Origin of the sequence: Kribbella sp. NBC_01510 (assembly GCF_045040325.1) — a bacterium.
Lineage (GTDB): Bacteria > Actinomycetota > Actinomycetes > Propionibacteriales > Kribbellaceae > Kribbella.
Window position 1 is genome coordinate 924,174 of sequence record NZ_CP109418.1, and the last position, 12,189, is coordinate 936,362.

Annotated in this window: 11 protein-coding genes; 2 read left to right on the plus strand and 9 right to left on the minus strand. The window is 69.3% G+C overall.

The features are described from left to right. Positions 1-7: 7 nt before the first annotated feature. From OG558_RS04545 to OG558_RS04560, 4 genes are all read right to left on the minus strand, one after another. A complete protein-coding gene (locus tag OG558_RS04545) occupies positions 8-979 on the minus strand; it encodes a 1-phosphofructokinase family hexose kinase (protein WP_405069097.1) in 972 nt (323 codons plus the stop codon). Continuing rightward, entirely contained in the window at positions 967-2,097 is a 1,131-nt protein-coding gene (nagA, locus tag OG558_RS04550) for an N-acetylglucosamine-6-phosphate deacetylase (protein WP_405069098.1), read from the minus strand. Before nagA ends, OG558_RS04545 begins: the two co-directional genes overlap by 13 nt. After that, entirely contained in the window at positions 2,094-3,044 is a 951-nt protein-coding gene (locus tag OG558_RS04555; RefSeq protein ID WP_405069099.1) for an ROK family protein, read from the minus strand. The genes nagA and OG558_RS04555 overlap by 4 nt, the downstream gene beginning before the upstream one ends. 143 nt (positions 3,045-3,187) lie before the next feature. Further along, positions 3,188-3,814: a TetR family transcriptional regulator gene (locus OG558_RS04560; protein ID WP_329481847.1), complete on the minus strand. Its 627-nt coding sequence runs from the start codon at positions 3,812-3,814 to the stop codon at positions 3,188-3,190. A 283-nt stretch (positions 3,815-4,097) separates the two neighbouring features. On the opposite strand from OG558_RS04560, the gene OG558_RS04565 reads away from it, so the two are divergent. After that, positions 4,098-4,823: a PaaI family thioesterase gene (locus OG558_RS04565; RefSeq protein WP_405069100.1), complete on the plus strand. Its 726-nt coding sequence runs from the start codon at positions 4,098-4,100 to the stop codon at positions 4,821-4,823. Positions 4,824-6,411: 1,588 nt separating this feature from the next. Here OG558_RS04565 and OG558_RS04570 read toward each other — a convergent pair. The 4 genes from OG558_RS04570 to OG558_RS04585 form a co-directional block, all read right to left on the minus strand. After that, the gene (locus tag OG558_RS04570; RefSeq protein WP_405069101.1) at positions 6,412-7,023 is read right to left on the minus strand and encodes a CGNR zinc finger domain-containing protein; all 612 of its coding nucleotides are present in this window, start codon (positions 7,021-7,023) and stop codon (positions 6,412-6,414) included. A 3-nt stretch (positions 7,024-7,026) separates the two neighbouring features. Beyond that, positions 7,027-8,004 carry an SPFH domain-containing protein gene (locus tag OG558_RS04575; RefSeq protein WP_405069102.1) on the minus strand — a complete coding sequence of 326 codons (978 nt, stop codon included), beginning with the start codon at positions 8,002-8,004 and terminating at the stop codon, positions 7,027-7,029. Continuing rightward, positions 8,004-8,294 carry a hypothetical protein gene (locus tag OG558_RS04580; RefSeq protein WP_405069103.1) on the minus strand — a complete coding sequence of 97 codons (291 nt, stop codon included), beginning with the start codon at positions 8,292-8,294 and terminating at the stop codon, positions 8,004-8,006. The genes OG558_RS04575 and OG558_RS04580 overlap by 1 nt, the downstream gene beginning before the upstream one ends. A gap of 281 nt (positions 8,295-8,575) precedes the next feature. Next, on the minus strand, positions 8,576-9,298 hold the full coding sequence (locus OG558_RS04585) for a TetR/AcrR family transcriptional regulator (RefSeq protein WP_329481856.1): 723 nt from the start codon (positions 9,296-9,298) through the stop codon (positions 8,576-8,578). Positions 9,299-9,414: 116 nt separating this feature from the next. Here OG558_RS04585 and OG558_RS04590 point away from each other — a divergent pair, with 116 nt between their 5' ends. Beyond that, a complete protein-coding gene (locus OG558_RS04590) occupies positions 9,415-11,598 on the plus strand; it encodes an MMPL family transporter (RefSeq protein WP_405069104.1) in 2,184 nt (727 codons plus the stop codon). On the opposite strand, the gene pdxH is transcribed toward OG558_RS04590, so the two are convergent. After that, positions 11,547-12,188: a pyridoxamine 5'-phosphate oxidase gene (pdxH, locus tag OG558_RS04595; RefSeq protein WP_405069105.1), complete on the minus strand. Its 642-nt coding sequence runs from the start codon at positions 12,186-12,188 to the stop codon at positions 11,547-11,549. The genes OG558_RS04590 and pdxH overlap by 52 nt on opposite strands. Position 12,189: the final 1 nt, after the last annotated feature.

A 12,189-nucleotide genomic window follows, 5' to 3' on the forward strand; every position in this document is an offset into this window, starting at 1 on the left:
TCCCTAGCTAAGACGTGACCGGAGGTGCCCCGGAAGGCGAAGGTGATGGAGGTGCGGTGGGCGACGAGTTGACGGTGACCTGGGGTTGCCAGCGGCGGTACGCGGCGAGATCGATGTCCCCGGCAACGGGTGTCAGCACCGCGGCGGCGGATGCGGCGACGGCCGACTTGAGTACGACGGACCAGTCCGGGTCCGGCGATTCCGCGACGGCTGCCGCGACCACCGCCGTACACGCGTCGCCCGCGCCGGTCGGGTTCCCGGTGACCTGCTCCACCGGCAACGCCCGCCAGACACCCTTGTTGCTCGCAGCAACCATCCCGCGCGCGCCGTCGGTGATCACGGCCGCGGTCGCGCCGAGCCCGACCAGTTGCCGGGCGCCGTCCTCGACCGTCGTGTCCCCGAGTGCTTCCCGCAGCTCGGCCGCGTTCGATCGCACCACCGCACCGGCCTTCGCGGCCGCGGTCAGTGCCGCACCGCCCGCGTCGATCACGGTCAGTACGTCGTGATGCCGCGCGCGGACCGCGAGTTCGGCGTACGCGTCGGCCGGCAACCCGGGCGGGAGACTTCCCGAGCAGGCCAGCACACCCAGCCGCCCCCACGGCATCCGGTCGCCGAACGCGCGCCACTCGTCCCCACTCACCAACGGACCGGCTTCGTTGAAGATCGTCGCGTCCCCGTCGGCGCCGTTGACGATGGCAACGGTACGGCGGGTCTCGCCGGCGATCGGGGTCAGCAGCGCGGTGAGCCCGGCGTCGAACAGTTCCTCGGCCACCAGCTCCCCGGTGATCCCACCGACGAGCCCGAGCACGAGCACCTGATGCCCGAGCGTCGCCGCCACCCGCGCGACGTTCACACCCTTGCCACCGGCCCGCCGGCGGATCGCGGCGACGCGATGACTTCCGCCGACCACGAGCGAGTCGACCTCGTAGGTGACGTCCAGCGCGAGGTTGAGGGTGACGGTCCCGATCAGTCCAGCCACGAGCCGGCCCGCATCACCTTCTGAACGGCGTACACGTCGTCCAGCAGCACCAGGTCCGCCCGCTTCCCGACCTCGATCGAGCCGACGTCGTACCATCCGAACGTCTGCGCCGGGGTCGTCGAGGCCATCCGGGACGCGTCCACGAGCCACACCCCGGCCGTCACCGCGTTGCGGTAGGCAACGTCCATCGTCAGGGTGCTGCCGGCAATCGAGTGCTTGCCGTGGGCCAGTGTCACCAGGCCCTCCTTGACGTCGACTTCGAGACCCCCGAGCTTGTACCGGCCGTCCGGCATCCCGGTCGCCTCCATCGCGTCGGTGATCAGCGCGATCCGGTTCACCCCAGCGGCCGCGAGGGCGACCCGGACCACCTGCGGATTCACGTGCAGGCCGTCGTTGATCACCTCGAGCAGCAACCGCTCGTCGTTGAGCGCCGCGCCGACCGGACCGGGGTCGCGGTGGTGGAACGGCCGCATCCCGTTGAACAGGTGCGTCGCCACCCTGGCACCGGCGTCGGCGCCGGCGATCATCTGCTCGTAGGTCGCGTCGGTATGCCCGAGCGCCGCTATAGCGCCCGCGTCGACCACCTGACGGATCGCTTCCAGGCCGTTCTCCAACTCCGGCGCGATCGTCACCATCTTGACCGCGTCGCTGAGCACCTTCGCCACGTCGTCCTTCAGCGGCGGCCGCAACAACGTGGGCTCGTGCGCGCCGCATCGGGCCTCGGACAGGAACGGACCTTCCAGGTGGACGCCGGCGATCACACCGTCCTCGATCAGCTCCGCCAGACAGGCCGTCTGCGAGACCAGGTCGTCGAGCGGCGACGTCACCAGGCTGGCGAGGGTGGTCGTCGTACCGTGCTTGGCGTGGAAGGCCGCGACCTTGCGCGCCTCCTCCGGATCGGTGGTCGAGTACGTCGACCCGCCGCCACCGTGGGTGTGGATGTCGACGAACCCCGGCACCACCGTCACGTCACCGAGGTCCTCGGGCCGCTTGCCGTCGGCGGGCATCCCGTCCGCGCGGCGGCCGAACGCGCGGATGTCCTCGTCGACCACCTGGATCCAGGCGTTCTCGAGAACGTCGTCCGGCGTAACCAGCCGGCCCACGCGATACGTCGTCATGCCGTTGTCCCCTTCTCGTCGGCCTCCACGCGGTCCCAGGCCATCCGGGCAGCGCCGATGAAGCCTGCCTCCTCGCCCAGTACGGCGGCGACGATCTCCGGCTCGCGCTGGAACGTCAGCCGCGCGTGGATCCCGTCGCGCAGCGGCTGCAGCAGCGTCTCGCCCGCACCGACCAGTCCACCACCGATCGCGATCCGCGTGGGCGCGACCAGGGTCGTGTAGAGGACGAGGGCGTCGACCAGCACCCGCAGCGCGTCGTCCCAGACCTGCGCGGCGTCCGGGTCGCCGGCCGCGAGCAGCTCCAGCACCTCCCGCGCGCCGTCGACGGTCCGTCCGGTGCGGGCGCCGTACCGGCGGGCCAGGGCGGCCGCGGAGGCGACCGTCTCGAGGCAGCCCCACTGGCCGCACGCGCAGAGTTCGGCGGCGTCGCCATGGATGAACCTCGTGTGGCCGAGCTCGCCGGCGTACCCGTCGCCGCTGACCAGGGAACCGTCGATCACCATCGCCGCGGCGATGCCGGTGCCGAGCGGGAGGAACATCGAGTTCGTGGTGCCGACCAGGGCGCCCTGGCGGAGTTCGGCGTACCCGCCGCCCCGGACGTCGTGGGCGAGCACGATCGGTACGTCGTCTCCGACCGCGGCCATGATCTCGGCCAGCACCGGCATCCCGACCCAGGCCAGGTTCTCGGCGCCGACGGTGCCGGTCGCGGCGTCGATGACGCCGGGCACGACGACGCCGATCGCGCGCACGATATGGCCGTCGGCGGTCGCCTTCTGGCCGAGTTCGACGACGGTTTCCAGCAGCGCGTCGAGCACCGCGCGGCCCCCGGCCTCCCGGGGCGTAGGCCTGGTCTCGCGGTGCAGCACGGCACCGTCGGCGGCGACCAGGCCGCATTTCATCCGGGTTCCACCGAGATCGACGGCAACCACGACTTCACAGGGGTCCACGGAGCGCCATTATGCAGCGTTACCAGGCAGTCCGAACATCCATGAGCAATCTTCGGACACCTTCGACCAGACCACTGGCCTTTCTGGTTCAGTTGCGTCCGGAATCCGTGGGCAGGGTGCCACGGGTTTCGGACGCCTCCGGATCAGGACCGTAGGCCGTTGTCGAAGGCCGCCACGAGGAAGGTGATCAGGTTCTCGGCGAGCTTGCCGGGATCCTCGGTCTCCGTGACGCCAGGTGCTCGCGACAGCGCCTGCGACTGGTGCAGGGCGAGCAGACCGAGCATGTTCACGTACCCGAACGCGACCGCCTCGGGCGTCGCGTGCGGCAGCGCGGCCTGGAGCGCCGCCAGATACCGCTTCTCGACGGGATCGGACTCCGCCGCGTACAGCTCGCGAATCCGCTGGCTCGGATCGAACGCGATCCGGCCGATGAACCGCGCGACCACCGGACCGCGCTCGCCGCGGCGCAGGACCAGTTCCAGGCCGGGCTCGATGAACGCCCGGATCAGCTGCTCCGGTGCCGGCAGCCCACTCGCCTCCAACTGGTCGAGCCGGCGCCGCCGTTCGGTGTTGATCGGCGCCATCGCGCGGGCGACCGCCGCCCGCAGCAGTGCTTCCTTCGAACCGAAGTGATAGTTGACCGCGGCGATGTTCGCCGCCGCCGCGACCGTGATGGCGCGCAGCGATGTCCCCTCGTAACCCCCTTCTCCGAATCGTTGCTCGGCGACGTTGAGCAACCTCTCCCGGGTCGACTCGACCGGTGTCTCCACAGAGTTCTCCTTCCCCCCGGCCACTGCTTGCTCAGGCACCCCACCTGCTCACTCGCCGTAGCCTGCAGTCAGCATAGTTCAAGCGGTCGTTTGAACTGGAGGGCTCAGCCCGGTAATCTCCGAGAATTCCTCAGATTTCTCTGAAACTCCTTCCTTCCCACGGTTCTGGGCACTCACACTTCCTCTTCGTCAGCATCTTCGGCCGAAGATCGGCTCCGCCGGTCGCGATCACCGTCCGTCGCTGTACGGTCGGCATGCGTGACTGGTACTAGGGTCGGGGCCTATGAATCTGGTGCGGGTCGAACGGCGGTTTCAAGGACCGGAGCGGTCGGGCAACGGCGGGTACGTCGCCGGTCTGGTGGGGACCGCATTGGCCGGGACGATCGGGCCGGACGTGGTGCCGAAGGTGACGTTGCGGATGCCGCCGCCGTTGGAGAAGGAGCTCGAGCTGACCGCGGATGCCGACGGCGCGCGGCTGCTGGATGCGGACAGCCTGGTGGCCCAGGCCGTGCCGGTCGACGGCGACTTCCTGGCGGACGCGACGATCGACCCGGTCCTGCCGGAAGAGGCCCGGGTGGCGGAGGCGGCGTACCGGGGGCTCACGGATCATCCGTTTCCGACGTGCTTCGTGTGCGGGCCGGCCAACTCACGCGGTCTGCAGCTCAAGCCGGGGCCGGTCGGCGACGGGCGTACGGCGTGCACCTGGAAGCCGGCCGCCGACCTGGCGCGCCACGACGGCCTGGTCGACGAGATCTTCCTGTGGTCCGCCCTGGACTGTCCGGGCGGCTGGACGATCGACCTGGAGGGCCGCCCGTCGGTCCTCGGGCAACTGACGGCCTGCATCGACGCGCGGCCGCAGGCCGGCGAGGAGTGTGTCGCGCTCGGCCGCTACCTCGGCGAGGACGGCCGCAAGACCTTCACCGCCAGCACCCTGTACGACGCCGACGGCCGGGTACTCGCCCGCGCCCGGCACACCTGGATCACCGTCGACCCAGCGGCCTTCAACTAGCGGCACCTGGATCCATGGACCGACGGCTGTAGCCGCTCGCCTCGGGCGGCCGAACCGCTGCCCGCGGCGAGGGGATCTCCAGCTCTTCTGAGTATCCGTGGGTGGTTCGATCGCCTCCTTCGCGTCTCGGCCGTCGGCCTTGTCCTGTTCGGTTGCCGCCGGGGGTGGGGAGGATCTCGTCCCGGATCGGGTGTGAAGATCCTCCCCAGCCCGGCCCGGCCTGTCCGCGGGTCTCGACCTGGGCGGACGTGGCGCACTCACCAACCCCGTCCGTCAGCCGCCGAGTGTTCGCGGGCGAGCGGGGCCTGTCTGGCATCGTGCTGTTTGGTGAGTGGTGCAGGTCCGGTCAGCGGCGCGGCATCGCCGAGACCGCCACCGCCGCAGGGCGGGGTGTGGGTGGACTTCCAGGCCATCACAATCGCCGAGACGCCGCGATCGTCGGTGGGAGGCCTTCGTCCTCGCCTCGTTGTGATGGCCTGGCGATCCGGTCGACGGCACGGGCAACACCCACGGAACCGACCGGAGCGCCGGATATCCGGCTCTTCTGCTCGATGTGTGGGTGGTGGCCCACCTGCCGTGTCGTGGTCGGCGGGCGGACCCAGGACCGGTGACCTCAGACGGCCCGTGGTCCGGTCGCGGCTCCGGGGTCCCGGCATCCGGTCGGCAGCCTCCACACGTCCAGATACCGCGGTCCCGACATACCTGCGCCGCCGGAGGTGTTGATCGGCGCGGTTGCCGCGACCCTGGACAGGTACCGGGGACCTCGGACACCGCACAGCCTGTCCGAGGCCACCAGATGGTGTCCCAGGCCGCGCAGATCGCCACCGGTCCCGGCCGCCGCCACGACGAACCCGTCCAGCACTGCACCTGCCCGCCCGTGGGCGGCGGCCGGTCCGGGCTGCGGACGCGGGCCCGGAGGCTGGGTGTGCCGGGGCGACAGGAGGTGTCCGCCCCGGCCCCGGCCTGGCCGGCCGGAGCCAGGCGTGAATGCCTCCTCCGACCAGCACCCCTGGACCGACACCACCTGTCGAGCTGACACGCCCGGCCGACCTCGACCACACATCCAGCAGACGAGCCGTTATTGCAGGTCCCGCCCCGCCAGTACCTGTCCTCCCCCACGCCCGCCTGCCGACGCAACCCGAACACCCCGTCGCAGCACCTCCGGGGACACCCCGGCACCACCAGGCCGCTAACCGGCCCGGTCGTTGCCCCCGGGGAGACGAGAGGCGTGGCACCGAGTCGTGGATCGCGGTCCCAGAAACCACCAATCCTCCCCCCGAATCCACGACTCGACGACCGCAGAATTTCGGGCAGGGTGCGGCCACACAGCCCGCACCGGCGCGCGACCCAAAGCCGCGCGAACCACCCACACATTGAGCAGGAGGGCCGGATAACCCCTCAAGTTGCTCCTTCTACCTCCGAAAGATCACGGGAGAGGAGCAAGACCAGGGGAGATCGGGCAAACCTCCTCCCGCCATGTGGCCTGTGCAGGTCGACGTATACCTCCACTGACGAGGCGCCGGCCGGTCGTGTGACCGTACGTCGTCCTGCCAGACGCAGACACGTCTTGTCGAAATGTCCGCGGACCCTAACGCGCACGCGCGGCGTGGGCGCGGACCTTGGCGCGGTTGCCGCAGGTGGCCATCGAGCACCAGCGACGGCGTCCGCGCGGATCGAGGAACAGCCAGCCGCACGACTCCCCCGGGCACACGCGCACGTGGGCGCGGGACGGACCGGTGAGCAGCTCACCCGCGAGCAGCGCGAGGTGGTCGAGCGGCTGGGCGAGATCCTCCGGCAGCTCCCAGCCGGCACCCTCGTCGGTCGGCACCAGACGCCGTCGCCCGGATGCCCGCTCGATCACCCGCGCCACCGCCTCGAACGACCCGTCGGTCGCCTCGCCGGTCAGGACGTCGTACAGGTCGACCCGGAACTCCAGCGTCGCGTTCAGTCGCCGCGCCGTCTCGGTCGGCTTGCCGCCGGCCTGCTCGATCAGCCGGAACACGGTCGCCGGCCGCAACAGGCCGACGTACGACGTCCAGATCAGGAAGGCCTCGTACGACGTCAGCCACTCGGTCCGGGCCGGGCCACGGGTGGTCCAGTCGGACCGCGTGTTGACGAAGTCGAGCACCGGGTCCATGCCGACCGGCCTGGGCAGCACGACGCCCTGCACGAGCTCGAGATGTGACGGCAGGCCACTCATGGGTCAGCGCGGTTGTTCGGTCGTGGTCGGTGTGGTTGGCGTGGTCGGCACCGGGATGCTGACGTTGCCGTTCTGCGGGATGACCATGAACTGGATCTTGCCCGACTCGATCGCGGTCTTCAGCAGGTAGCCCTGCGCGCCGAGCATCGCGACCTGCTGCTTGACCGACTGCAGCTCGACGTTGACCTGCTGGTTCTTCTGCTCCTGGGTGGCCTTGGCCAGCTCGGCGCGCTGCTTGGCCTCCAGGCCGTCGATGATGCCCTTGTCCAGCGGCGTCGGCTTCTGGATCGTGAACGACAGCTCGCCGCAGTCGTTGCTGCCGTTGTACGACGGCCCGCAGAAGTAGTCACCGCCGACGGCGGCCGGCAGCAACCGGGTGAACTCCTGGGCCGCCGCGGTCTGGAAGGTGGCCTTCTTCGACTCGTTGTTGTAGAGCTCGGCCCAGCCGTAGTTCGTCGCGACCGCGGCCAGCGCCCGGTCGATCTGCGGGCGGAAGTAGCTCTGCAGCATGTCGTTCCAGCCGCGCTCCTCGTACGCCTCGGTCTTCAGGCCGATCCGCTCGTGGAAGGACTTGATCACGTCCTTGTCCCGGTTCAGCGTGAAGTAGACCTGGACCCGGACGCCGAGCCGGACGTTGTCCTTGCTGACCACGGTGACCTCGTCGGCCGCGTCGGTGTCGGCGGCGTCACCGCCGATGATGTACGAGCGCTGGTCGATCGGGTAGGTGTACAACGTGTCGCCCGGGCCGATCAGCTTGTTCGTCGAGCCGGGCGGGATGATCGACTTGAACTTCTTCGCCTCGACCACGCCGCCGCCGTAGTGCAGGCCGATCCGGTTCGTGTCGGTGCTGGCGAAGTTGAAGATGTTGGCCAGCACGATGATCACGATCACCACGAGGACGATGCCGCCGATCACCTTCGCCTTGACACCGCCACCACCCTTGGGATTGATCGCGGCAGCAGCGTTCCCCAGTTTTGCCATTACTCGTCGAGCTCCTTGCGTTCCACCATGCGCCGGATGTCGGCGAGGGTCAGGTCTGCGGTGACCGCGACGTCCCGCGGCACCGACGGATGCGAGCTGAGCGTACGCAGGCCCTGCTCGGCAGCCGCGACCGCCCGTTCCAGCGTCCTGACCTCGTGCATCAGCGCCCGATGCTCGGCGTTGACCTCGGCCAGCGCCCGCTCTGCCAGGGCGGCCCGGCGGTACGACGCCCACGCGAACCAGCCGGTTCCGACCAACAGCACGATCACCGGGAGGCCAAGTCTGATCATGGCTCCGATTGTCGTTCATCCCTGGGCGAAAACCGGTTGAACCGTGGACCGCCGGACAGTAAGTTCGCAGTACACGCGAAGGGAGGTGGTCCAACGCATGAATTGCTATCGGACTCGTGAGGTGGCGGCGGGTTGACCGCCAACCACTAGTTAGTGGGCAAGTGGTCGGCCAATTCAACGCCAGCCACCGGGCCCGCGGGCAGTCAGGTCAGTCCGCCTGACCCAGAGTTTCGGCCACCCGGTCGCGTTCTGGAAGCGCCCGCGGGCTTTTTACTGCCCTCCTACTGCTCAGGTGGCGGGCAGTCGAGACCCAGGGCTTGCCCGATCTCGAAGAGCTGCGCCTCGAAGTAGGCGGCGGCATCCGGCAGCACCCAGTCCAGCTGGCCGAACACCTCCATGCAGATCAGACCGTACAGCCTGGTCCAGTAGGTCAGCGACAGGTAGATCGCTCCGGGCGGCATGCCGTGGAAGTGCTCCGACTCCTGCGTGAGCTGGGCGACCAGCGCCGGGCCGAGCGCCTCGTCGGGTGGGTACGGGAACGGCTTCCAGTACCAGATCTGCGCCACCAGTTCCTTGAACACGGCACCGAACCGCATCGCCGCCTGATGCCCGGGGGTGTCCGCGTGATCCTCGTCGTACGGGTTCGGGATCGCGGTGCCGAACAGCAGCGCGAACTCGGACGGGTGCGCCAGTGCCCAGTCCCGCAGCCCGTTGGCCAGCAGATACAGCCGGGCGCCCAGATCGATGTCCTCATCGGTGCTCTGCAACTCCACCAGCGCCGTCGTCAGTTCGTCGTACAGGTCGGCGATCAGCGCGCCGATGAGGGCCTCGTGGCTCGGGAAGTACCGGTAGAGGGCCGGCGGGGTGAGGCCGAGCTCGCGGGCGACCGCGCGCAGGCCGACCGCGGCCGCGCCACCGCTGACCAGCAACCGGCGGGCGGCCGCCTTGATGTCCGCCAGCGTCGCCGCCCGCTGCCGGTCCCGCCGGCTCGCACCGAACTCCACCCGAAAACTCTCCTTGACATAGCCGTAGGGCAAGTGTCTAGAGTTAACACCGTTAACAGTTAACGCTGTTCACTCAGGCCCCGACCGCTCAAATCTACGCCCTGGGGGAGATTTTCGTGTTCGAGACGCTCGGCCACTTCACGTATCGGCGCCGCCGGCTGGTGCTCGCCCTGACCGGCGTCTTCGTCGCCCTCGGGCTGGCGTGGGGCACCGGTGTGTTCGGCTCGCTGGCCAACGGCGGCTTCGACGCGCCGGACACCGAGGCCGCCCACGCGGTCGCCACGATCGAGCAGAACATCGGCCGCACCGGCACCGATGTGATCGTGCTGTACGACGGTGGCGCGAAGACGGTGGCCGATCCCGCCTTCCGGCAGTCGGTCGAGAGTCACCTGTCCGGGTTGCCGGCCGCCGACGTGACCGGCACCAAGACGTACTGGAACACCAAGTCCCCGGTGTTCGTGTCCAAGGACCAGCACAGCACGTACGCCGTACTCACGCTGGCCGGAGCGGATCAGGAGGCCCGGCTGGCGACGTTCCACCGGATCGCCGACAAGGTCCGGACGGCGCCGCCCGGGCTGGACGCCAAGGTCGGCGGGGAGATCGCGGTGTTCGACGAGGTGAACACGCAGACCGAGCACGACATCGTGCGGGCCGAGACGATCTCGACGCCGATCGTGCTGGTGCTGCTGGTGGTCGTCTTCGGCGGTCTGGTCGCGGCGTCGTTGCCGCTGTTCGTCGGCGCGCTCGCAATCCTGGGCGCGTTCGTGCTGCTGCGCGGGCTGTCGGCGGTCACCGACGTGTCGATCTTCTCGATCAACATCGTCACGATGATCGGGCTCGGGCTGGCGATCGACTACGCACTGTTCATCATCACGCGCTTCCGTGAGGAGCTTGCCAAAGGCAATGATGTGGAGACGGCGCTGACTGCGACGATGGCGACGGCCGGGCGGACGGTCGCGTTCTCCGGAGTGACGGTCGGGGTCGCGATCAGCAGCCTGGCGCTGTTCCCGGTGATGTTCCTGCGCTCGATGGCGTACGGCGGTGCCGCCGCGGTCGTGGTCGCGATGATTGCGGCGTTGACCGCACTGCCCGCACTGCTCGCCGTACTGGGGCATCGGGTGAACAACCTGCGGATCTTCAAGCAGCGGAGGGCTACCACCGAGCATGGTGCGTGGTATCGCCTTGCGCACAGTGTGATGCGGCGGCCGGTGCGGTATGTGCTCGTGCTCGTCCCGGTGCTGCTGGTGCTCGGGATTCCCTTCCTGTCGGCGCAACTGGGTGGCGTCGACCATCGAGCGCTGCCGTCCGGCGCGACCTCTCGAACGGTGACCGAGACGCTGCAGCGCGACTTCGCCGGGGCCGGTGGGTCGGACATCTTCGTTGCGGCGCGGTTCTCGTCGCCGCCTGCCGATCCGGCTGCTTCGTTGTCGCCGTACCTGGAGTCGCTGCGGCAGATCGGCGAGGTCGACAACGTCCGGATCGGTGGCTATCAGAACGGTGTCGCCTCGGTCGTCGTGCACACGCACTACACCGGACAGGAGCTGCCGGCGCGAGCTGTCGTGCACAGTGTTCGGGCGGTCGCGCCGCCGGGCGGGACGCAGGCCGAGGTCGGTGGTGAGACGGCAGCGGTGATCGATCTGCTCCATGTGCTGAGGGAGCGCGCGCCGTACATGGCCGGGTTCATCGTGCTGGTCACGTTCGTCCTGCTGTTCGTTGCCTTCGGCTCCTTCGTACTCCCGGCCAAGGCGCTGGTGATGAACGTGCTGTCGCTGTCGGCGGCGTTCGGGGCGATGGTGTGGATCTTCCAGGACGGGCATCTGTCCGGGGCGCTCGGCTTCACCTCGGCCGGGTTCCTCGACGCGACCAATCCGGTGCTGCTGTTCGCCGTACTGTTCGGGCTCTCGATGGACTACGAGGTGTTCCTGCTCAGCCGGATCCGGGAGGAGTACGACCGGACCGGCGACAACACCCAGGCGGTCGCGCTGGGGCTGCAGCGGACCGGCGGGATCATCACCAGCGCCGCCTTGCTGCTCATCATCGTGGTGGCCGCGTTCTCCACGTCGGGCATCGTGTTCGTGAAGATGATCGGGGTCGGGCTGGTGATCGCGATCGCGCTGGACGCGACCATCGTGCGGGCGCTGCTGGTGCCGGCGACGATGCGGCTGCTCGGGCGGGTCAACTGGTGGGCGCCGAAGCCGCTGGTCCAGTGGTGGTCGCGGTACGGGTTCCGTGAGACCTCAGAGGCTCCTCAGGGTTGGAGCCTGAGCAACTCCCAGCCGGACGAGTTGGTCCGTCGGTAGGCCAGGCGGTCGTGCAGGCGGCCGGTGCGGCCCTGCCAGAACTCGAACGCCAGCGGCTCGACGAGATAGCCGCCCCAGAAGTACGGCGTCGCGATGTCCGTGCCCTCCGGCCACTGTCGCTCGTACGACGTGTATTGCAGGTCGAGCTCCTCGCGAGACTCGACCGGCTGGCTCTGCTGCGAGGCCCACGCGCCGAGCTGCGACCCGCGCGGGCGACTGGCGAAGTACTCGTCGACCTGGTCGGTCGGGAGCTTGGTGACGGTTCCTTCGACGCGGACCTGCCGCTCCATCGCGTGCCACGGGAAGACCAGCGCACAGTGGGGGTTCGCGGCCAGGTCGTCGGCCTTGTGGGACTGCTGGTTGGTGTAGAACACGAGACCACGTGCGTCGACCCGCTTCAGCAACACGGTCCGCGCCGACGGGCGCCCATCGGCGTCCGCGGTCGCGAGCACCATCGCGTTGGGCTCAGGCAGCCCGGCCTCAGTCGCCTGCGCCAGCCAGGTCTGGAACTGCACGATCGGATCGGCATCCACCTGACTCTCGAGCAGCTCCCCTAGCCCGTACGCCCGCCGCATCTCCGCAAGATCCACA

Coding starts and splice junctions, on each gene's coding strand:
- nagA (WP_405069098.1), bottom strand. CDS start 2,097: ATGACGACGTATCGCGTGGGCCGGCTGGTTACGCCGGACGACGTTCTC.
- OG558_RS04565 (WP_405069100.1), top strand. CDS start 4,098: ATGAATCTGGTGCGGGTCGAACGGCGGTTTCAAGGACCGGAGCGGTCG.
- OG558_RS04570 (WP_405069101.1), bottom strand. CDS start 7,023: ATGAGTGGCCTGCCGTCACATCTCGAGCTCGTGCAGGGCGTCGTGCTG.
- OG558_RS04575 (WP_405069102.1), bottom strand. CDS start 8,004: ATGGCAAAACTGGGGAACGCTGCTGCCGCGATCAATCCCAAGGGTGGT.
- OG558_RS04580 (WP_405069103.1), bottom strand. CDS start 8,294: ATGATCAGACTTGGCCTCCCGGTGATCGTGCTGTTGGTCGGAACCGGC.